This window comes from Tomitella cavernea (assembly GCF_016599145.1).
Taxonomy (GTDB): Bacteria; Actinomycetota; Actinomycetes; order Mycobacteriales; family Mycobacteriaceae; genus Tomitella; species Tomitella cavernae.
Map to the genome: position 1 here is coordinate 35,937 of NZ_JAENKO010000006.1, position 20,719 is coordinate 56,655.

At 70.4% G+C, this 20,719-nt stretch carries 20 protein-coding genes and 1 tRNA gene; 13 read left to right on the top strand and 8 right to left on the bottom strand.

The features are described from left to right. Positions 1–135: a type II toxin-antitoxin system Phd/YefM family antitoxin gene (locus JJ683_RS19400; RefSeq protein WP_277952070.1), complete on the top strand. Its 135-nt coding sequence runs from the start codon at positions 1–3 to the stop codon at positions 133–135. After that, entirely contained in the window at positions 132–392 is a 261-nt protein-coding gene (locus JJ683_RS04040) for a Txe/YoeB family addiction module toxin (RefSeq protein WP_200171459.1), read from the top strand. The genes JJ683_RS19400 and JJ683_RS04040 overlap by 4 nt, the downstream gene beginning before the upstream one ends. A 60-nt stretch (positions 393–452) precedes the next feature. Here the strand turns inward: JJ683_RS04040 and JJ683_RS04045 are convergent, their stop codons facing one another. From JJ683_RS04045 to JJ683_RS04065, 5 genes are all read right to left on the bottom strand, one after another. Next, a complete protein-coding gene (locus tag JJ683_RS04045; protein ID WP_200171578.1) occupies positions 453–1,508 on the bottom strand; it encodes a phosphotransferase family protein in 1,056 nt (351 codons plus the stop codon). Positions 1,509–1,889: 381 nt separating this feature from the next. Next, entirely contained in the window at positions 1,890–3,170 is a 1,281-nt protein-coding gene (locus JJ683_RS18880) for a phosphatase PAP2 family protein (protein ID WP_372435233.1), read from the bottom strand. 51 nt (positions 3,171–3,221) lie between these two features. Then, the gene (locus JJ683_RS04055) at positions 3,222–4,091 is read right to left on the bottom strand and encodes an aldo/keto reductase (protein ID WP_200171463.1); all 870 of its coding nucleotides are present in this window, start codon (positions 4,089–4,091) and stop codon (positions 3,222–3,224) included. A gap of 82 nt (positions 4,092–4,173) precedes the next feature. After that, positions 4,174–5,796 (bottom strand): AMP-binding protein, encoded by a 1,623-nt coding sequence (locus tag JJ683_RS04060; RefSeq protein WP_200171580.1) that lies wholly within the window; start codon positions 5,794–5,796, stop codon positions 4,174–4,176. A 277-nt stretch (positions 5,797–6,073) separates the two neighbouring features. Beyond that, a complete protein-coding gene (locus tag JJ683_RS04065) occupies positions 6,074–7,852 on the bottom strand; it encodes a sulfatase family protein (RefSeq protein WP_200171465.1) in 1,779 nt (592 codons plus the stop codon). 284 nt (positions 7,853–8,136) lie between these two features. Between JJ683_RS04065 and JJ683_RS04070 the strand changes: the two genes are divergently transcribed. The 3 genes from JJ683_RS04070 (at position 8,137) to JJ683_RS18885 (ending at position 9,524) form a co-directional block, all read left to right on the top strand. Further along, positions 8,137–8,289, top strand: a complete 153-nt coding sequence (locus JJ683_RS04070; RefSeq protein WP_182346471.1) for a hypothetical protein — start codon at positions 8,137–8,139, stop codon at positions 8,287–8,289. 117 nt (positions 8,290–8,406) lie between these two features. Continuing rightward, entirely contained in the window at positions 8,407–8,940 is a 534-nt protein-coding gene (locus JJ683_RS04075) for a hypothetical protein (protein WP_242474390.1), read from the top strand. 11 nt (positions 8,941–8,951) lie between these two features. Continuing rightward, positions 8,952–9,524, top strand: a complete 573-nt coding sequence (locus JJ683_RS18885) for a hypothetical protein (RefSeq protein ID WP_242474391.1) — start codon at positions 8,952–8,954, stop codon at positions 9,522–9,524. Between the two features lie 106 nt (positions 9,525–9,630). Here the strand turns inward: JJ683_RS18885 and JJ683_RS04085 are convergent. Next, a tRNA-Gly gene (locus tag JJ683_RS04085) sits at positions 9,631–9,704 on the bottom strand. A gap of 135 nt (positions 9,705–9,839) precedes the next feature. On the opposite strand from JJ683_RS04085, the gene dcd reads away from it, so the two are divergent. Together dcd and JJ683_RS04095 are read left to right on the top strand one after the other, a co-directional pair. Next, a complete protein-coding gene (gene dcd, locus JJ683_RS04090) occupies positions 9,840–10,406 on the top strand; it encodes a dCTP deaminase (protein ID WP_200171469.1) in 567 nt (188 codons plus the stop codon). Positions 10,407–10,589: 183 nt separating this feature from the next. After that, a complete protein-coding gene (locus JJ683_RS04095) occupies positions 10,590–11,918 on the top strand; it encodes a hypothetical protein (RefSeq protein ID WP_200171471.1) in 1,329 nt (442 codons plus the stop codon). 51 nt (positions 11,919–11,969) lie between these two features. On the opposite strand, the gene JJ683_RS04100 is transcribed toward JJ683_RS04095, so the two are convergent. Then, positions 11,970–13,229, bottom strand: a complete 1,260-nt coding sequence (locus JJ683_RS04100; RefSeq protein ID WP_372435235.1) for a pyridoxal phosphate-dependent aminotransferase — start codon at positions 13,227–13,229, stop codon at positions 11,970–11,972. Positions 13,230–13,504: 275 nt separating this feature from the next. On the opposite strand from JJ683_RS04100, the gene JJ683_RS04105 reads away from it, so the two are divergent. Together JJ683_RS04105 and JJ683_RS04110 are read left to right on the top strand one after the other, a co-directional pair. Beyond that, complete coding sequence (locus JJ683_RS04105; protein ID WP_200171472.1) at positions 13,505–14,164, top strand: DedA family protein; 660 nt, start codon at positions 13,505–13,507, stop codon at positions 14,162–14,164. Next, positions 14,154–15,842 (top strand): alpha/beta hydrolase, encoded by a 1,689-nt coding sequence (locus tag JJ683_RS04110; RefSeq protein ID WP_200171474.1) that lies wholly within the window; start codon positions 14,154–14,156, stop codon positions 15,840–15,842. The genes JJ683_RS04105 and JJ683_RS04110 overlap by 11 nt, the downstream gene beginning before the upstream one ends. 106 nt (positions 15,843–15,948) lie before the next feature. On the opposite strand, the gene JJ683_RS04115 is transcribed toward JJ683_RS04110, so the two are convergent. Further along, positions 15,949–16,665: an SIMPL domain-containing protein gene (locus JJ683_RS04115; RefSeq protein WP_200171476.1), complete on the bottom strand. Its 717-nt coding sequence runs from the start codon at positions 16,663–16,665 to the stop codon at positions 15,949–15,951. A 273-nt stretch (positions 16,666–16,938) separates the two neighbouring features. Here JJ683_RS04115 and JJ683_RS04120 point away from each other — a divergent pair, with 273 nt between their 5' ends. The 4 genes from JJ683_RS04120 (at position 16,939) to JJ683_RS04135 (ending at position 20,717) form a co-directional block, all read left to right on the top strand. Then, positions 16,939–17,910 carry an ATP-binding cassette domain-containing protein gene (locus tag JJ683_RS04120; RefSeq protein ID WP_200171478.1) on the top strand — a complete coding sequence of 324 codons (972 nt, stop codon included), beginning with the start codon at positions 16,939–16,941 and terminating at the stop codon, positions 17,908–17,910. Further along, complete coding sequence (locus JJ683_RS04125; RefSeq protein ID WP_200171480.1) at positions 17,907–18,629, top strand: hypothetical protein; 723 nt, start codon at positions 17,907–17,909, stop codon at positions 18,627–18,629. Before JJ683_RS04120 ends, JJ683_RS04125 begins: the two co-directional genes overlap by 4 nt. An 88-nt stretch (positions 18,630–18,717) precedes the next feature. Beyond that, entirely contained in the window at positions 18,718–20,049 is a 1,332-nt protein-coding gene (locus JJ683_RS04130; protein ID WP_200171482.1) for a sensor histidine kinase, read from the top strand. Continuing rightward, entirely contained in the window at positions 20,046–20,717 is a 672-nt protein-coding gene (locus tag JJ683_RS04135; RefSeq protein WP_200171485.1) for a response regulator transcription factor, read from the top strand. Before JJ683_RS04130 ends, JJ683_RS04135 begins: the two co-directional genes overlap by 4 nt. Positions 20,718–20,719: the final 2 nt, after the last annotated feature.

Genomic DNA, 20,719 nt, shown 5'->3' on the forward strand with positions numbered 1-20,719 from the left:
TTGGCGCTCGACGAGTACGAGTCCCTCAAGGAGACGGCGTACCTGCTCAAGAGTCCCGAGAATGCGCGTCGCCTCCTCGCCGCCATCGGGCGACTCGAATCGGGAGAAGGGGTCGAGCGGGATCTCGCCGAATGAGGCTGGTCTGGGACGGGTCGGCGTGGGACGACTACCTGTGGTGGCAGGCGCAGGACGGCAAGACCCTCGAGCGCATCAACGCGCAGATCCGCGATATCCAGCGGAACGGCAATGAGGGCATCGGGAAGCCCGAGCAGCTCAGGCACGGATTCCAGGGCTACTGGTCGCGGCGGATCACCCTCGAGCACCGGTTGGTGTACAAGATCATCGGCGACGAGATCCGCGTCGCTGCATGCCGATACCACTACGGGGAGTGAAGCTTTCGTGAGTTGTCGGGCGGGCAGAGCGGCTCAAGCGGCCTGCTCGTCGACTCCTGCCTACTCCGCGATCAGCCGGCGGCACCGCTGCTCGAGGTATGCCACGATCTGCCAGAAGTCCTGGAACACAGGGTTGGTGGTCTGCCCGTGGTAGTAGCGGTAGTAGATCTGCTGCGCGATCACCGCCAGCCGGAACAGCCCGTATACCTCGTAGAACCGCCAGTTGTCGGTGTGCAGCCCGGTGGCTTCGAGGTAGCGCTGCACGATCTGTTCGCGAGTGAGCATCCCCGGCAGGTCGGACGGCTGGCGCTTGGTCAGGCGCATCATCGGCTCGTCGTCGGCCTGCACCCAGTAGGCGAGCGTGGCGCCCAAGTCCATCAGCGGGTCGCCCACCGTGGCCAGCTCCCAATCGAGTACGGCCACCGGGCGGAGCGGCGTGGGATCGCCGTCCGACTCGGGGCCCAGCAGCAGGTTGTCCAGCCGGAAGTCGCCGTGGATGACGGCGTGCCGCACGTCCGGCGGTTGGTGCGCGTCGAGCCAGCCGGTGACCGCGGCGAAGTCGGGGACGTTGTCGGTACGGGCCTTGGCGAACCGGCGGGTCCAGCCCGACACCTGGCGGGACACGTACCCGGGGCCGCGGCTGAACTCGTCGGTGCCGGTGGCGACCGGGTCGACGGAGTGCAGCTCCACCAGCAGGTCCACCATCCGGGCGCATAGGGTGCCGGTCTGCGCGGGCGTGAGCGCGACGTCGGCGTCGCCCCGAAGGATCGTGCCGTGCACGCGCTCCATCACGTAGAAGTCGCTGCCCAGCACCGCCGGGTCGGTGCACAGCCCCACCATCTCCGGCACGTGCGGGAACGCGGGCGCGAGCAGCTGCTGGATCCGGAACTCGCGGTGCATGTCATGGCCCGACGCCGGCTTCGCCCCCGCCGGCGGCCGGCGCAGCACCAGGTCACGGTCCGGATAGCGCAGCAGGTAGGTGAGGTTGGATGCGCCGCCCGCGAACTGGCGCACCTCGGGAGTGCCGGCGATTCCGGCGGTCGCACTGAGCCATCGCGCCACCGCGTCCACGTCGAACGCGTCCTCCGCGCGCACCCGCTTGGCGTTGGCGGGCATGTCCGCCGCGGTCTGCTCGTCGGTCACCGGTTGCTCCTCCTCTGCGGGCGCTGTGTCCGTGCTGATGCTGTACGAGCTGATGGTCCCAGGTTGCGGGCCGGCGCGGTGTCGCGTTCGAACTTCCGGCGTGACGCCGGGTGCAGCTCGAACTTCGGGCATCATGTGCACGTCGCGTTCGAACTTCCGGCGTGACTCGATGTCACGCCCGAAGTTGTCGGGTCGGGTCCGTAATTGCAGACCAGATGCGTCAACTGCGGGCGCGACGAGCCGTGGCCTTCGAACTTCAGGCGCGACGTGCACGTCGCGCCTGAAGTTCGAGCGCGACCCGTGGCGCCTTCGAACTTCGGGCGCGACAAGGGCGGCGCGCTCGAACTTCGGGCGTCACCACGCGCCGGCCCCTCCCGCGCCGGCGCCCCGCGCATCGGCCCCCGCAGCCGCCGAGCCCTCAGCGCCGGCCCCCTCGACCTGCGCGCCCGCCGCCGCACGCCGCGCGCGCCACGCGCTGAATCGCGCGGAGATCTTCGGCCCGGTGCTGTCCCACCACCGGTCCACCGGCGGGCAGAGCCGCAGCACCGCCACGGCCAGCGCCCAGCCGATGAGGATGTCGAACACGTAGTGCTCGGCCGTGTAGACGAGGGCGAACGCCATGGTCAGCGCGTAGCCCGCCCACAGGGGCCGCCACCTTTTGCGCACGCGCGGCCACATGAACATGGCGATGAGCGCCGTGAGGCCCGCGTGCAGTGAGGGGATCGCCGCCACCATGTTGGAGTTCTTCTGCCCGGATTCGACCACCTTGCGGGCCGCCATCAGGTGTGTGGCATCCCAGCCGCGCGTGGAGATGCGCTCGACATACTGCTCGGCTCCGGGCTGGTGCGTGGTCATGGGGCCGAGCAGTCCGCCGTCGGGGGTGTCGGCCGGGTCGCTGAACATGCAGTCCGGGTTGGATGGGCCGTCCACCACCTGCTCGGCGGTGCACCGCGCCGCGGCCCACGGCGGTGCGGCGGGCACGAAAATGTAGCCGATCAGCGCGGCGAAGGAGATGGCGACGAACCGGATGACGTACTTGCGCCACGACACCCTGTCGCGCACCCACAGGAACGCGGCCACCACGTAGGGGATGAGGAAGAACGACATGTAGACGGTGCTGGTGATGATCTCCCACCAGGGGATCTGCGCCGTCTTGAGCTGTTCCTGCAACCACACGGTGGGGACGGTGCCGCCGAACATCCATTTGTCCACGTCCACCGCCAGGTGCCAGTGGGTGGGCAGCCCGATGATGATGGCCAGATACCGGCTCAGGTCGTAGGCGGCCAGCAGCAGGGCGAACGGCAGCCAGTCGCGGATCACCCCCAGCAGAGGACGGCGGCCGATGCTGACGGTGAGCAGGCCCAGGCAGATGAGGATCAGCAGGCGGTTGCGGTCGAAGGGGAACCCGAAGAACGTCAGCCACAGCACCACGACCACGGCCCACGCCGCGTAGCAGCTGCGGCGGATGCGGACCAGCTTGCGCCGGTGTTCGGCGGCCGCGCCGTCCACAGCGGTACCCGGGGCGGCGTCGGCGCCGTTCCCGGCAGCGTCGCCCCGCGCTGCGGGGACCGGCGTCGTGGCGCCGGCCGTCGTCGCCCGTTCGACGTCCGGGTCGAGCTGAGTCACTCGACGCATCCTAGGCGACGCACGGCCCGGACCTGTGTCCGACTCGCTGCTCCCACGGACTTACTGCGCGCCGAGGTTCATCTCGTCCGGGTGCAGTCCCAGCCGGGTGCCGTCGTCGAGCGTGGCGATCCGCGTCAGGTCGTCGGCGGTGAGGGCGAAGCCGAACACGTCGAAGTTCTGCGCGATCCGCTCCGGGTGCACGGATTTGGGGATCACGATGAGCCCGTTGTCCAGGTGCCAGCGGATGAGCACCTGTGCGGGGGAGACGCCGTGCTCCCGCGCGATGGTGCCGATGGTGTCGTCGCCCAGGAGCGTGTTCGGCTTGGAGTCGGGCCCCCACCCGGAGCGGGACGTGCCGCCCAGCGGGCTCCATGACTCGACCGCTACCCCCAGCTTCTCCGCCTCGGTGCGGACGTCCTTCTGCGTGAGGTTGGGATTGAGCTCCACTTGGTCGACGGCGGGGAGCATGCCGCCGCGGTCGACGAGAAGCTGCAGGTGGTGCGGCTCGAAGTTGCATACGCCGATGGCCTTGGCGCGGCCCGACTCGGCGATCTCCTCCATCGCGTCCCAGGTGCGCAGCAGCCGGTCGCGGTCCTGCAGCGGCCAGTGGATCAGGTAGAGGTCCACGTAGTCGGTGCCCAGGCGCTGCAGGCTCGCGTCGACGGCGGCGAGGGCTTGGTCGTGGCCGTGGTCGGCGTTCCATAGCTTGGTGGTGACGAAGACGTCCTCGCGCGGCACCGACGATGCAGCGAGCCCACGGCCCACTGCTTCTTCGTTGCCGTATGCGGTTGCGGTGTCGATGTGCCGGTACCCGGCGTTCAGGGCCGCCCCGACGGCACGCTCGGTCTCTTCGTCGGACGCCTGCCAGACGCCCAGGCCCAGCTGCGGGATCGACGTTCCGGAATTGAGAGTGATTGCGGGAATGCTCATGGTCGCCAGCGTAAGCATGAACGGCGGGAGGCGCCGCCGGCGCTGCGGACCCACCGGCGCCGGCCCGGCGGGTCCGCAGCGGTCAGTCGCCGCGCACCTCGGTGGCGCGCTGCTTGCGCAGCAGGAACCGCTGGATCTTGCCGCTGGGCGTCTTCGGCAGCTCGTCGACGAAGTGGACGACGCGCGGGTATGCGTGCGCGGCGAACCCGGTCTTGACGTGCTTTTGCAGCTCGTCGGTGAGCTCCTCGCCGCCGGCGATGCCCGTGCGGAGCACCACGTACGCCTCGAGAACCTCGCCGCGCAGTTCGTCGGGGACGCCGATCACCGCCGACTCCGCGACGGCGGGGTGCGTGGACAGCACGCTTTCCACGTCGAACGGGCCGATGCGGTAGCCGGCCATGAGGATGACGTCGTCGTCGCGGGACGAGAAGTAGTAGTAGCCCTCGTCGTCGGTGCGGCCGGCGTCTCCGGTGAGGTACCAGCGGCCGTCGTCGGCGAAGCGCTCGGCCGTCTTCTCGGGCGCCTCGTGGTAGCTGCGGAACCACATCAGCGGGCTGGCGGGCACGTCGATGGCGACGCGGCCCACCTCGCCGGCGGGCAGCACGTCGGTGGAGTCCTCCGACAGGACGGCCGCCGTCCACCCGGGGAGCGTGTGCCCCATGGAGCCGTCGCGCAGCGGGCGCTGGATCGACTCGTGCCAGCCGTTGATGATCATCATCCCGTGCTCGGTCTGCCCGTAGTGGTCGCGCACGGGGACGCCGAAGATCTGCTGGGACCACTCGATGACCTCGGGGGTGAGCGGCTCTCCTGCCGACGACGCGCGCCGCAGCGGCAGGCTCGCGGGCAGCGCGTCGGCCTTGGCCCGCATGGACCGGTAGACGGTGGGCGCGGCGGCGAAGTTGGTGACGCCGAAGTGTTCGATGACTCTGGCGCTGAGCTCCGGCGAGAACCCCGAGGACAGCAGCAGGCTGCGGCGTCCCAGGGTCAACGGCCCGAGGATCCCGTAGTAGAGGCCGTAGGCCCAGCCCGGGTCGGCGGCGTTCCAGAACACGTCCGTGTCCCGGACGTCGAGCCCCAGCTGGACGTATTCGTGGAACGAGGCCAGCGAATACACCGGGACGGGCACACCCTTGGGCTTGCCGGTGGTGCCGGAGGTGAAGATCATGACCAGCGGCGCGTCCGAGCCGGTGACGGCGGCGGGGCGGCCGGGCCGCTGCGCGTCGACGAGGGTGGACAGCGCCAGGTCGCCGTCGCGGCCGACGGCGCCGGTTCCGCCGTCGGCGATGACGATCTTCGCGCCGACCGGGTCCTCGATCTTGTCGCGCTGGCCCGGGTCGGCGACGACGACCTTCGCGCCGCTGCCGCTCATGCGCAGCTCGATCGCGGGCCAGGCGAAGGCGGTGAACAGCGGCACGTGGACGGCGCCGAGCCGCCAGATCGAGACCAGCGTGTAGACCAGGTCGGCCGACTTGCCCATGAGCGTGGCGACCGCGTCCCCGGGCCCCACTCCCAGCTCGGCCAGCGCCGCGGCACCCTGCTCGGACCGGGTGCGCAACTCGCCGAAGGTGATGTCCACGGAGCCGAGCTCGGCGTCGATGACGGTGAAGGCCACGGAGTCGGGGGCGTGCCTATCGCACAGAAGGTGCGCGGCGGAGACGTTGGAACCGCTGTAGCCGGCGATGAGGTCGTCGACGTAGGCGCCCAAGTCGGTGCCGGGCTCCGGGACGCGGGTGTGCGGGTCGGCAGTGGTGTGCGGGGTGCCAGGGTTTTGCGGGGTGCCAGGGTTTTGCGGGGTGCCGGCGTCGGCCACGGAAAACCGCCTCTCTACGCGATCGGATCACCCGTTTGGGTTAATCATTGTTAACTGTAGTCCTCTGCGTTCGGTTTGTGTAGGGCGTCACGCTACGCGCGGGCGCCGACGGGAACCGGCGCCTGCGCGTGACGGCGCGGTCAGGAGGTCATGCGGCGCGGTCAGCCCGTGATCACGACACCGAGAGCGGCGGAAGGCCGGGCAGCACGGACCCGGGCGGCATCTCCGGCAGCGGCGGCACCGCGGGCATGCCCGCGGGCGTCGTGCCCTTCTCCGCCATGACGGCGACCAGCCTGGCGAGCATCTCGACGAACATGTCCGGCCGGAACCGGTCGGGGGCGAACGGGTCCGCCAGGTTCTTGAGCTCCAGCGGGTCGGCCGCCATGTCGTACATCTCGAACACCGGCGGTTCCTGCCATGCCGGGTCGAAGTACATCGAGAACTTGCGCGTCCGCTCGCGGATAGTGCGCAGGTGGTTCGGCTGCTGCACCGCCGTCTGGCCGTCGGGCTGACCGATGTTGTCGTCGTCGAACGTGTAGTGGAGCACGTCCTGCACCGACGCGGTGGGCGACGCGGGGTTGGCGGCCGCGTCGTCGATGATCGGCGAGAGGTCGACGCCGTGGAAGCCGAATCCGCTGCGCGCCTTGGCGGGGACGTCGGCGATGGTCGCGAGCGTGGGCATGACGTCGATCAGGCTCGACAGCGCGCCGGTCGTCACCGCGGACGGGAACAGCCGCGGGTTGCTGACGACCAGCGGCACCAGCATCGTCTCCTCGTAGGCGTTGAAGACCTTCTGCCGCATGCCGCCGTGCGACATGCCCATCTCGCCGTGGTCGGCCAGGCGGATGATGATGGTGTCATCGCGCAGGCCGTTGGCCTCGACCGCGTCGATGACCGCCCCGATGTGCGCGTCCACCACCTTCTGCACGTACGCGTAGAAGTTGGCGTAGTTGCGCGCGCGGTCGTCGCCGATGAGCGGGCCCAGCCCCATCTGCGACGCGAGGTTGACCTGCGTCTGAGCGCGCGGCTTGTGGTTGAGCGCGAGGACCTCGCGGAAGGTCGGCGGCAGCTCGATGCCCATCTCGAAACAGCCGGGCGCGGCGTCGCGGTAGTTGGTGCCGCCGTCCGGCATCTCCTGGTCCCACGTCTGCGGGTAGGCGAGGATGTCGTGCGGGTTGGCGAAGCTGGCGATGAGGGCGAAGGGGCGGTCGGCGTCGGTCTGCACCGTGTTGAGGAACTCGACGGCCTCGTCCGCGTACTGCTGGTCGATGTTGGCGGTGCCGCCGCCGAAGTGCTCGGGCGCGATGTCCTGGCCGGCCTCGGGCGGCTGCCACCCGTGGAACCCGAATCCCTCGATGTCCTCGGTGGAGGGGTCGTAGCCGTCGGCGCCCTTGCTCATGTGCCACTTGCCCCGGTAGTGCACGTTGTAGCCGGCCGCGGACAGCAGGCGGGCCATGTTGGGGGTGTCCGGGGAAAGCACGGGCTCCGACGGCGACAGCGTGCCGCCCGAGGTCAGCGTGCGGAACACCCCGTGCTGGGCGGGGAAGACGCCGGTGAACAGGGTGCTGCGGCTGGGCGAGCACATCGTGGAATTGCACGCGTTGTGGATGAACGACAGGCCGGTGTCGACGAGCCGCTGGCGCTGCGGGAGATTCTCCGCCGCCCAGCCCTCGGGCCAGTGGATGGGCTGGCGCTCCTGGTCGGTCATGATGATGACGATGTTGGGGCGCTTGCGCACCGCACCGCCGAGGGCCGCGGCGCCGGCACTCGGCGCGGTCCCGGGGACCAGCGACGTGCCCAGGGTGGCCCCGGCGCCGGCGGCGAGCAGGAGACCCGCGCCGCCGAGGAAGCTGCGACGCGGGAAGTCCGAACCGGAACGGGGCTCGGTGATATGAGAACGATCGTCCTGAGAAGGATCGGGGTGGGGGTGATCGGGGGAGTCGGGCGCCATCGAGGGCCTGCCTTCTGTGGGATACGGCGCCGTGGCAAGGCCAGGCCCAGCGATGAACGAGCGCGCGGGGGCAGCGGGCGGTCACGGCATTGAGACTGAGGATAGAGGGCGGGCCACCTCACCGTGGGCGGATTCGCAAGAAGTTGAAACAGATTCCGGATTCCTGGTGAGGCGGGGTTCCGGACGGCGGAGAGCGCCCGGTCCTAGTCCGGGGTCGGCACGCCGTGCGGGTGGCGGTTCCGTATCGTTCTGTGCAGTCGCCGTTGCGGTTCTTTGAGGAGATGATGAGTGTGAACGCGGAAGAGCTGAAGGCCGAGCTGAACCCTTACGACCCGCCGTCGAAGACGCAGGCGTTCGTGTGGACCGGGATCATCGGCGTGCTGGTGGTCCTCGCGATCGTGCTGAGCGTGCTGTACGGCTGGGGAACGTTCGACTAGGACGTCGATGCTGCGGGGCGATCGGCCGGCGAGTCCGCGGCCGGTCGCCCGCGCAGGCCGGCGTGCCCGCCGCGGCGGGCTGCCGAATCCGGTGTCCCGGGCTGGCAGGACGGCTGCATGACCGAGCTTGGTCCGTGGGGCGAAGAATGCTTCGTGTGGCGGGTTTCGCAGTCCGGATTGGGGTCCGGGGCCGGATCGGGGCGGGTGAGCGGTCCCGGTTTCGCCCCGCCGGTGACGTGGTGGCGCGCCCTTGAGGCTGTCGTCCGTGACCTGCGCTGCCTGCGCTACGGGCGGGAGGTGGACGTCGATCAGCTCGAGTGGTGGCTATCAATCCGTGACGACCACTTCGTGTCGATCGGGTGGGAGAGCGGCCGGGGCGTCGGCGGTTTCGGCGGCATGACGGGCCTGACGGGCCTGACGATGGACGCCTCGTACGGTGAGGCCGCGGTGCGGACGGCCGAAGCCGTGCAAGACGATCTCGCCGGATACGAGTTCGTGCAGTGGCCCAGCCGAGGACGCCACCTGCTGACTCCCGGCGTGCGTGCGGGGGAACCGTTCTGGGTGGACCCGCACGGTGATGTGGCGGTCGCGCCGATCGGCGAACTCTGTAAGCACGTCGGTCGGTGGCCCGGCGCAGAGACGTCCACGTGAGCATCACACGGATGGCGGATCTGACGCCGGCGCAGTGGATAGCGGACCGCACCGAGGAGTGGGATCGGTTGGTCTCTCGTGGCCCGTTCTGTTTCGACAGCTACGCGCGCCTGCGGCTCATCCCGGATCCGGATCGGTACGGGCAGCGCGGGAGCGAAGTTCGGGCGGTCGCCGATGCGATGAACGACAACGAGCAGATCGGTGTCGTGCTGTCGGAGCTGGCCAGCTTCACCTGCACGCCGGCTGACTGCTATTTCCTCGTCTGGGAGGGTTGGCCCTGCTTCCACGCGGACGATCCGATGCCGAGGCTGACGATTCCGAACCGGGACTTCTTCCTTTTCCACGGCGCTGTCGCGGATGCGGAGACCTGGGACAGCCAATTGAATGCGTTGCTGGGCGCCATGGAGGCGCCGACGCCGGCGTTCGTCTGGCCGGCCGACCGCGCTTGGTGCGTCACGTGCGACATCGACCCGCACTACGCCACGATCGGGGGATCAGCGGACACCGTCGACGCGGTTCTGGCGCTCACGAACGTGGACGTGGTAGACGACCGCCCCGGAGTGGAGCCACCGCGGTACTTTTGACCGGGTCGTATCCTTGGGCATGTGTGGGCACGCGCCGGGCACGAATAACGGGTTTCGGCCGCAAATGGGCAGGTCGCAGTGGGCCGAAAATTCGCTCTGACCTGCGTGGAGCCGATGACGGGAATCGAACCCGCGTATTCAGCTTGGGAAGCTGATGTTCTACCATTGAACTACATCGGCATCGAGGCGATCTTGGCTGTGTGACCAGCGAAAACACGTGAATCACACTGCTGCGTTGCCTGCAGGCACAGACTCTAGCAGATCGCCGGCGGAGCCTGTCCATGCCGCCCCCCGGGTCCCCGTTAGGCTGTGCTGGTGCTGCTCTCCGACCGCGATATCCGCGCCGCGCTCGACTCCGGCCGCCTCGGCATCGAGCCCTACGATGATGCTCTGGTGCAGCCGTCGAGCGTGGACGTGCGGCTGGACAAGTTCTTCCGGGTCTTCAACAACACCCGGTACACCCACATCGACCCGGCGCAGCAGCAGGACGAGCTGACCACGCTGGTGGACCCGGGCGACGACGAGCCCTTCGTCCTGCACCCGGGCGAGTTCGTGCTGGGCGCCACCATGGAGTGCTGCACGCTGCCCGACGATCTCGCCGGGCGCCTCGAGGGCAAATCGAGCCTGGGCCGGCTGGGGCTGCTGACGCATTCGACGGCCGGGTTCATCGACCCGGGCTTCTCCGGCCACATCACCCTGGAACTCTCGAACGTCGCGAACCTGCCCATCACGCTGTGGCCGGGCATGAAGATCGGCCAGTTGTGCCTGCTGCGGTTGACCAGCCCCTCCGAGAGCCCCTACGGCAGCGCGTCGGTGGGCTCCAAGTACCAGGGCCAGCGGGGGCCCACGCCGTCGCGCGCGTACCTGAACTTCCGCCGCTGAGGACGGGCCGTCGCCACCCGGGTGTGAAGTCGAGGGTTTTCGCAGTATCGCCGCGCCTCATCGCCGCAGCGCAAGTATGGTGGGGCTGGCCTGGTTCGCGTCGCCGGAACGCTCGTGATCTGTCCGGCGACGCGTTGGGGATGTTCAGGCAGGATGGGCGTCCCGGCGTGGAGGGAGGGCACAGTGGATCGCGCGGATCGTGAGGCGAACGGGCAGGCGCGCGCACCGGGTGAGGCGCGGATGAGCGCGATCCTCGGCGTCTGCATCAACGGCGACGACGTCCGCATGGCCCTCGCGGACGCACCCATGTCCGGCGACCCGGCGGTGCACGGCGGCCGCGGTGTCCGCAGGCGTTCGGTGGAGGTACTCGACGCGGCGCGGTTGCTCACGGACGTCCCCGCCTACGGCACGCCGGAGGAGCAGGTGGCCTACGCCCTCCGACCACTGCTGGCCGGTCGTGCGGGGCAGGGCGCGGCGGCGCGCATCGACCGCACCATCCGCTCGGTCGTGTTCGCCTACCACGACGCGGACCAGGCCAAGCGCATCACGATGGGTACGGATGCCGCCGGTCTCACCCACTACAGCCTGATGCCCACACCCGTCGCTGCCCTGGCCGAGCTGATGGCGACCCGGCAGGTGGGCTTCGCCCGGCACGTCGCGGTGTGCAATGTGGACTCGTGGCGCTACAGCTGCGGCATCGTCGACGCCGACGGCGCAATGGTGGGCGATATCCAGCGCATCTCCACCGACAAGCTAGCGGCGGCGGACGTGGACGTGCTCGAAGGCGTCGCGATGGTCGTCGACGCCGCGCAACAGCTCAGCGGCGTGATGGCGGACCTGGTCGTGCTGGTGGGCGAGCGCATCCACGAGCAGTTCGACGCCGAGGTGGTCGAGCGTGAGCTGGGTCTGCCGGTGATCGTCCCCGAGAAGCCGGAATCGGTTGTGGCGCGGGGGGCTTCGTTGTTGCCCAGCCGGGAGGCCGTCGGAGCGTCGGGGGCGGCTTCGGACGGGGACTGGGCGCCGGTGGCGGAGCGTTCCCGGCGGGGCCCGGACTGGACGTCGTCGGCCGCGGCCGTGGCCGGCATCGTGGGCCTGGTCCTGCTGGCGGGGCTCGTCGTCGGGGCTGTGGCGGCCAGTGGGGTGCTGGCCGGGAACGACACCGCCTCCGGCCCGGAGTCGACCACTCTGCCCACGTCGCCCGCCGCGCCGTCACCGGCGTCGACGACGAAGGCGCCCGAGGTGCCTCCGCCGCCCCCGCCCGAGCCGGTGACCACCGAGGCGCCCGCGCCCCCGCCGCCGGTGACACAGCGGGCGCCCGCACCTCCGCCGCCTCCCCCGGCTCCGGAGCCGCCCCCGCCGCCGGTCACCGAGGAGCAGCCTGCGGCGCCCCCGCCGCAGCAGGCCCCGCAACCGCCGCCGCAGCAGGCGCCCGCGCCTCAGCCCGCGCCGCCTCCGCTGGAGATCAACATTCCGGGGCTGCCGCCCATCGAGATACCGCTGCCCGGCGCCTGACCTGCCGTCGAACGGCGCCCGGGGACGGAAGCGGCAAATGAGGCGTGCCGCCTACTGCGAGTAGCCCGCCAGGAAGTTGCCCAGCCGCTCGACGGCCACGGACAGGTCGCGGGCCCACGGCAGCGTGACGATCCGCAGGTGGTCCGGGTGCGGCCAGTTGAAGCCGGTGCCCTGGGTGACCAGGATCTTCTCGCTGGTGAGAAGGTCGTGCACCAGCTGCTCGTCGTCGTGGATCTCGTGCACTTCCGGATCGAGCCGCGGGAACACGTACAACGCACCCTTGGGCGCCACGCACGAGACGCCGGGGATGGCGTTGAGGCCGCTGACGGCGGCGTCGCGCTGTTCCAGCAGCCGCCCGCCGGGCAGGATCAGGTCGTTGACGCTCTGATAGCCGCCCAGCGCCACCTGGATCGCGTGCTGCGCGGGCACATTGGGGCACAGGCGCGTGGATGCCAGCAGGTTGATGCCCTCGAGGAACCCCGTCGCATGCCCCTTGGGGCCGGTGACCGCCAGCCAGCCGGCGCGGTACCCGGCCACACGGTACGTCTTCGACAGGCCGTTGAACGTCAGGCACAGCATGTCGGGCGCCAGCGACGCCAACGATGTGTGCTGGGCGCCGTCATAGAGGATGCGGTCGTAGATCTCGTCCGCCAGCAGCAGCAGCCGGTGCTTGCGGGCCAGCTCGACGAGCTGCTCGAGCACCTCGCGCGAGTAGACGGCGCCGGTGGGGTTGTTGGGGTTGATCACCAGCAGCGCCTTGGTGTGCGGGGTGATCTTCGATTCCAGGTCCTCGATATCCGGCTGCCAGCCGTTGTCCTCGTCGCACAGGTAGTGCACCGGGGTGCCCCCGGCCAGCGAGGTCATCGCCGTCCACAGCGGGTAGTCGGGGGCGGGGATCAGCACCTCGTCGCCGTCGTTGAGCAGCGCCTGCATGGTGATGGTGATGAGCTCTGAGACGCCGTTGCCCAGGAAGATGTCCTCCACGTCCAGGTGGGGGAAGCCGGGCTCCAGCTCGTAGCGCGTGACGATGGCGCGGCGGGCCGACAGGATGCCCTTGGACTCCGAATACCCCTGCGCGTACGGGAGTGCGGCGATCATGTCGCGCATGATCACGTCCGGCGCGTCGAAACCGAACGTGGCCGGGTTGCCGATGTTGAGCTTGAGGATCCGGTGGCCCTCGGCCTCCATGCGCGCGGCGTGGGCGTGCACCGGTCCGCGGATCTCGTAGAGGACGTTCTGGAGCTTCTGCGACTGCTCCAGGGCGCGGTGTGCCGGGTAGTCCAGGGGTGCAGGTGTGGACTCGGGGCGCACATTGTCTGAGATGCTCACCCGACCATCGTGCCACTGCGGCGCGGCCGGGGTGCGGCGCGGGCGGGCAGTGTGGCGGGTGCCTCGCCGGCGGGGGACGCGCCTCCCGCTGACAGGGACCGCCCGCCCCGCCGTCGGCCGCGCGTCCGGTCTCGCGTGCGAGGCTGTATTCTCACAGGTCGGCATTCTCCTGCGCCGCGCACGCCCCCGGCCGGTCGCGGCGGGAGAGCGATGGCGCCTCCACGCCCGGGGGCGGCGGACGATCGGCGGGCGGCACCATGACCGAGTTCTTCGAGCAGCTGTTGACGCTGAACGGGGCCGTGGTCTATGCCATCGTCGGGGCTCTGGTGTTCGCCGAGGTCGCGCTGCTGGTGGGTTTCGTCGTCCCGGGCGAGACGGCGGCGATCGTCGGCGGAGCGCTCGCCAGCCTTGGCCACGCGGAACTGTGGCCGATGGCCACCGTGGTCGTCGGGGCCGCGGTGCTGGGCGACCTCACCGGCTTCGGGGTGGGCCACCTGCTGGGCGACCGCATGCAGGGCCGGCCGATGTCGCCGCGTCGGCGCCGCAGGCGTGAGCAGACCAAGGCGCTGATCGCACGGCGCGGGCCGCTCGCGGTGTTCGTCGGCCGCTACATCGCCTTCGTCCGCACGCTGATGCCCACGCTGGCGGGCGCATCGGGGATGCGGCTGCGCCCGTTCCTGCTGGCCGACGTCGCCGCTGCGCTCACATGGGGTGCGGCCAACGTGGCCATCGGCTTCGTGGTGGGCCGCTCCTACAAGGAGGTGGTCCGCTGGCTGGGCGCCGGGTCGGCGGTGGCACTGACGGTGGTGGTGGTCGCGGCCGCGGCGGTGTGGCTCATCCGGCGCCGGCGGCGCGCGGCGGGTGTCGGTACCGCCCGTGCCCCGGTGGACAGTCCAGAATCATCGTGTGACCACTGAGCAGATTGCGCCTCCGAAGGGCACCGACCAGGGCCGGCCCCGCTCGCGCGCCCGCGTTCCGTTCAGGGGCGCCCCCTACCTGGGGCTCGTCGGCGCGCTGCTGTTCTTCTGGGCGTCGCTCACGCCCACCTTGCTCCCGCGGGGGCCGCTGTTCCAGGGGGCCGTCTCCGGCGGCTCGGCAGCCATCGGCTACGGCATCGGCATCCTCGTCGCGCTGTTCCTGCGGTGGCTGCTGGAGTGGGAGCCGCCGCGGATGATCCAACGCATCGCGTGGTGGGTACTGCCCGTAGCCGCGGCCGGCGGCACGGTGGCGATGCTGGTGTGGTTCGCGCACTGGCAGTCGCAACTGCGCACCATCATGTCGGCGGACGGGTTGCGCTGGTGGGCGTATCCGCTGACGCTGGCGATCGCGGTGCTGGTATGGGCGGCGATCATCGCGGTGTGCCGCGGGTTCCGCTGGCTGGCACGTCTTCTCACCCGCCTGGGCCGTGGGTTCCTGCCCCGCCGCGTGGCCGCGGTGGCCGGTGTCGTGCTCGCCGGGTGGCTGGTGGTGACCCTGGCCAACGGCGTGCTCGCGAACTGGCTGATGTCCGGTCTCAACTCCAGCTTCAGCGCCATCAACGACGAGACCGAGGCGGACAGCGCCCCGCCGGACACGCCCCTGCGCTCGGGCAGCGCCGAGTCGCTGGTCACCTGGGACTCACTGGGGCGGCTGGGACGGCGGTTCGTCTCCGACGGGCCGACGGTGGAACAGATCGAGCGCTTCACCGGCCGGTCCGCCGTCGAACCGATCCGCGTCTACGCCGGCCTCGCATCCACCGACGGCGGGGTCGTCGAGCGGGCACAGCGCGTGGTGGACGAACTCGAACGCACCGGCGCGCTGGACCGGCAGGTCATCGCCGTCGCGAACACCACGGGCAGCGGCTGGATCAACGAGGCGTCGTCGACCTCGCTGGAGTACATGTTCGGCGGCGACACGGCCATCGCGAGCATGCAGTACTCCTACCTGCCGAGCTGGCTGTCGTTCATCGCCGACCAGAGCCGCGCCCGGCAAGCGGGCCGGGCGCTGTTCCGCGCTGTCGCGGCCGAGGTGCAGACGCTTCCCGCGGATCGGCGCCCGCGGCTGGTGACCTTCGGCGAGAGCCTCGGCTCGTTCTCCGGCGAGTCGGCGTTCTCCGGCGACCTCGACCTGGCCGCGCAGACCGACGGCGCGCTGTTCGTGGGCCCCACCAGCAACAACGAGTTGTGGCGCCGGTTCACCGCCCAGCGTGACGAGGGCTCGCCGGAATGGCTGCCGATCTACCGCGAGGGCATGACGGTGCGCTTCATCTCCGACGCGGAGGACCTGCAGCGTCCCGACACCCCATGGGAGGGGACGCGGGTGGTGTACCTGCAGCACGCCTCGGACCCGATCACCTGGTGGAACCCGGACACGCTGCTGTCCGAACCGGACTGGCTCGACGAGCCGCGCGGAGACGCGGTGCTTTCGTCCACGCAGTGGTACCCGATCATCACGTTCCTGCAGCTCAGCGCCGACATGGCGGTGGGGACCGACGTGCCGGACGGGTTCGGGCACACCTACGTGGCCGACTACGCCGACGCCTGGGCGGCCATCCTGGAACCGCCGCAGTGGACCGACGACGACACCCGCCGGCTGCGGAAGGTGCTGGCGGAGTGATGGCTGCCGGCACCACGGAGGACCGACTCAGCGGTACAGGAACGCCAGGGGGCCTGAAATGTACCCGGACTGCTGAGTAGGTTCGCCCGGGACCTCGGGGCGTGGGTCACCCGATGTCGTAGACCACGTCGACCTTGACCGTGACGTCCTGTGAGCCCGGCTCCACGGGAGTGGCGGTCGCGGCCCGGTCGGCGAGCGCGAGCGGCTGCGGGGGACCGGCCTGCGCGGGTACCTCGGCGATGGACCGGACGCTGCCCAGGTCCACGCCGGCCGCCTCGGCGATCTGTTTCGCCTGATCCTGCGCCTGGGTGACGGCTTCGGCGCGGGCCTGGGCGCGCAGGTCGCTGTCGTCGGAGATGGAGAAGCCGGTTTGCCGCACACGGATCGCGTCGCCCGCGGCGCCGGCCGCCGCGTCGATGAGCGGGCCCGCCTTGCTGATGTCGTGCACCGTGGCAGTGACCTCGTTGGTCACCTGGTATCCGGTGATCTGCTGATCGGGCCCGTGCTGCGGGCGCAGGTTCAGGTTGCTGGTCTTGATGTCCTCCGCCGCGATGCCTTTGCCCTTGAGCAGGTCGATCACGGCGTTGGCCTTGTCCGCGTTGTCGGCGAGCGCGGCGTTGGCCGACGAGGCCTGCGTCTGCACCGCCAGTACCACCGTCACGGTGTCCGGGGTGCCGGTGACGGTGCCGGTGGCCTGGGTGCTGATGCCGGGTGCGGGCTCATCCTGCCCCGAAGACGGCGCCGGGGAGCTCGAGCAGCCGGCGGCGAACAGTGCGACGGCCGCGGCGAGAGCACAGGTGGCGGAACGGGAACGAGTACGCATTGCTCCATCGTGGCTGATGCTGCGCGGTGTCCGGGGCCGGATGGGCTCGACTCGCCCGCCTACCAAGTAGAAAATGCACGCCGGCGGGCCCGAAGTTGCATTTTCGACTTGGTCGGCGGGCCGAGATGCGTGCGGCGGCCGTCCCACCGGGGTAGGACGGCCGCCGCGTCGAATTCCCCCTGTGCTCCGACGCGCTCGCGGGGCGCCGGCGACAAAGTGGAGTGCATACCGCCCGGCGAGGTCCGCCGGGACCGAACGACGGAGGTGTGCGCGATGATCGAAGTGGAGGGGCTCTCCCGCCGGTACGGGGAGACAATGGCCGTGGACTCGCTGAGCTTCACCGCGGAGGACGGACTGGTCACCGGATTCGTCGGCCCCAACGGCGCGGGCAAGTCCACGACGCTGCGGATCCTCCTGGGGCTCGAGCGCGCCGACGGCGGCGGCGCCCACATCGATGGCCACTCCTATGGTGCGCTTGACAGGCCGATGAGCAGGGTCGGGGCGCTTCTCGACGCCGGGTGGGTGCATCCAGGCCGTAGCGCCCGCGCTCACCTGCGCTGGCTGTCGCAGGTGGGCCGGATCGATGCGGACCGGGTGGGCGCAGTGCTGACCCGGGTGGGGCTCGACGGTGTCGCGGACCGGCGCGTGGGCGGCTTCTCGCTGGGAATGAGGCAACGTCTGGGGCTCGCGGGTGCGCTGCTCGGGGAGCCCGCGCACCTTGTGCTCGACGAACCGCTCAACGGGCTCGACCCGGACGGCGTGCACTGGATGCGCCGGTTCATCCGCCACTACGCCGAGTGCGGGAACACGGTGCTCGTGTCCAGCCATCTGCTTTCCGAAATGTCCCTGACGGCGGATCGTCTCGTCGTCATAGGCCGCGGCAGCCTCATCGGGCAGTACGACACCGACGAGTTCGTGCGGTCCATGAGCGCGACCTCGATCCGCGTCCGCGTGGACCGGCCGGAGGTGCTGTGTGCCGCGGCCAGCGCCCGGGGATGGGCGGTGGAGACGACCGCTCCGGGGGCACTCGCGCTGTCGGATCCGGCCGGTGGCCTGGACGCGCCGTCGGTGGGCCAGGTCTGCTTCGCGGCGGGGCTGCGCGTCGATGAGCTCACCGAGGTCCGCGGTTCGCTGGAAGACGCATTCCTCGCGGCCACCGGCGATGCTCTCGATTACGGCAGTCCGGAAGCTGGGAGCGTGATCGTCGCCCCGCCGGCCGGAGTGCGGACGGGGGCGGCAGGATGATCGCCAACGTGCAGGGCGAATGGACGAAGATGATCACCACTCGCGCTCCGTTGGCGACCGTGCTGCTGGCGTTCGCCGCACTCGCGGGCGTGGGGGCCATGCGGACACTCACCGCCGACGGAACGTTGACGGCGACACAGTTGCTGGAGGGCGCCAGCACCGGCCTGCTCGTCGTGCTGGCGTTGGGCACTGTCGCGGCGACAGCCGAACACACCCACGGGACGTATGCGATGACGCTGCTCGCCGATGCGGGCAAGACGCGCTTCTTCCTCGCAAAGTTGTGTGCGTCGGCGGCGCTGTGCGCTGGTGCAGCGGTTCTGGGCGCGGCGGTGCTGTCCCTCGTCGGGGTGGTGGCGCCGAACGTCGAATTCGACTGGGCGGCGGGCGACATCCGGCCGGTCTGGGTCGTGGTGCCGCTGTGGGCGCTGTGCGGGGTGATCGGCGTCTCGGTCGGCACCCTGGTGCGGCATACCGCCCCCGCTGTGGTGCTCGTCGTCCTGTGGCCGGCTGCGCTGGAACCGTTGGCGGCGGGCATTCCCGGCGTGGGGGACAGGATCGCTGCGTGGCTCCCGTTCCGGAACGCGGTGGAGCTCTATCAGCCGGGGTCGCTTCCTGTGGATCTCGCGCATGGGCCGTGGGCCGCGTTCGCGGTGGTCGCCGTATTCACCGTCGTGCTCGCCGCGGCCGCGGCAAGCGTGGATGCGCTGCGGAACGGGTGAGCACGCCGCATCGGGGCGGGATGCGGGGTCCGGAGTGCGATGACGGCAACGCATCGACCTGGGGAATCCGCATTATCCTGAGGAAGCGATGACAGCGATGCCCCTGGACCCCGACACCGCGACCGGTCGCCGCCGCGTGCTTGCGGTCGACGTAGTGCTTGCCGCGGTGCTGCTGATCGCCACGCTTTTCCTCGCTGCGGCGCAACAGTCGAGCACCGGGGGCGCCGTCGCGTTGGTGTTGGCGTCGTGCGCGGTGGGCTCGTTGGCTCTGCGCCGTCTCCGGCCTGATGCGACGGCCGCCGTCATCGGCGTCTGCGGCATCGCCGTGCTGGGGTTGTACCTGGCGGAGGCGGACGGGTCGGCGACCAACGAGTACAGCGGCGCTGTGCAAGGGATGCTGCTGGCGACGCTCGCGGGACTGTATGCGGTCTCCGCGTACGGGCGCCCCCTCTTGGCGCTTGTCGCACTTGGCGTCGCGTTGGCCGGTGGCCTGACGTTCACGGTGACATCCGTACAGGCCGACGAGGATCGAATCCGGCTCATCACGATGAACGTCGTGGTCGTCTCGGTCCTCCTCAGCGGCGTCTGCTCGATGGGGCGGGTACGCCGCAGCAGGTTGCGGGAAGTCCGGATCCTCGCTGAACGCAACCTGGCGTTGCAGGCGGAGAAGGACGTGTCGGAGGAACGCGCGGCGGCGGCGGAACGCAACCGGATCGCCCGCGAGATGCACGACATCGTCGCGCATTCGTTGTCGGCGGTCATCGCCCAGGCGGACGGGGGACGCTATGCGGTCGTCGCCGATCCAGAGGCGGGCCGGCGAGCGTTGGAGGTCGTCGCCGCGACGTCCCGCGACGCACTGTCCGACATGCGAGGTCTGCTCGGCGTGCTGCGCGGTGACGAGTCGGACGACGGCCGCGCGCCGCTGGGGGTGCGGGACATTCCGGCGCTCGTCGACGCCGAACGCGTTCACAGGGCCGACGTGGAGTTCACTGAGTCCGGGGATCTCGGGCAGCTGCCGCCCTCACTGGGACTGGCGGTGTATCGGATCGTGCAGGAGGCACTCACGAATGCGCGGCTGCACGGGGCACCCGGCAACCGGACCCGGGTGTCCGTGTCGGGTGAGGGCGGGCTTCTTACAGTAATCGTCGAGGACACGGCACCGGCGGGATGGGCGTCGCGTACGTCGTCGCCGATCCCGCGCGGCGGGCGCGGCATCCTGGGGATGCGGGAACGTGCTGCGATCCACGGCGGCACGCTCGACGCGTGCGGGACGGCCAACGGGTTCCGGGTGGCGGCGGTGATACCGGTCCCGGAGGAGCATGCCGCTCGACCCGGATCGGCCCGAGCCGTCGGTGCGGATGAAGTTGAGGAAGAGGCGGGCCGCGCCCGCGCCACGACGTGGAGGTCGGAGTCCCGATGACGATCAGGGTGGCGGTGGTCGACGACCAGCAGCTGGTGCGCGCGGGCTTTGCGATGGTCATCGACTCCCAGCCGGACATGGCGGTGTCGTGGCAGGCGGGCGACGGGCAGGAGGCGCTGGGCCGGTTGTCCGCGGATCCCGTAGACATCGTGATCATGGACGTGCAGATGCCGGGGCTGGACGGTATCGAGGCCACGCGGCGGGCGATCGCAGCGGATCCGGCGCCCCGCGTCATCGTCCTGACCACCTTCGACATCGACCGGTACGTGCTCGACGCGATCGCGGCCGGGGCGTCGGGGTTCCTACTCAAGGACACCGAGCCGGAGCAACTGCTGGCGTCGATCCGCACTGTTGCGGGCGGTGATGCGACGCTGTCCGCGCGCTCTACTCGCAGACTCCTCGACCACGTACGACAGGGGCTCGGCACGGGCTCCGCACCGGAGCCGGCGCTGGTGGAGGATCTGACCGCGCGGGAGGCCGAGTTCCTGCGCCACATGGCATTGGGACTCAACAACGGCGAGCTGGCGGAAGGGTTGTTCGTCTCTGAGGCCACCGTGAAGACGCACGTGGGCCGGATCCTCGCCAAGACCGGGAGCAGGGACCGGGTGCAGGCGGTGCTCGTCGCCTTTCGTGCCGGGCTGGTGACGGCGGAGGACCTGCGGGGCTGAGG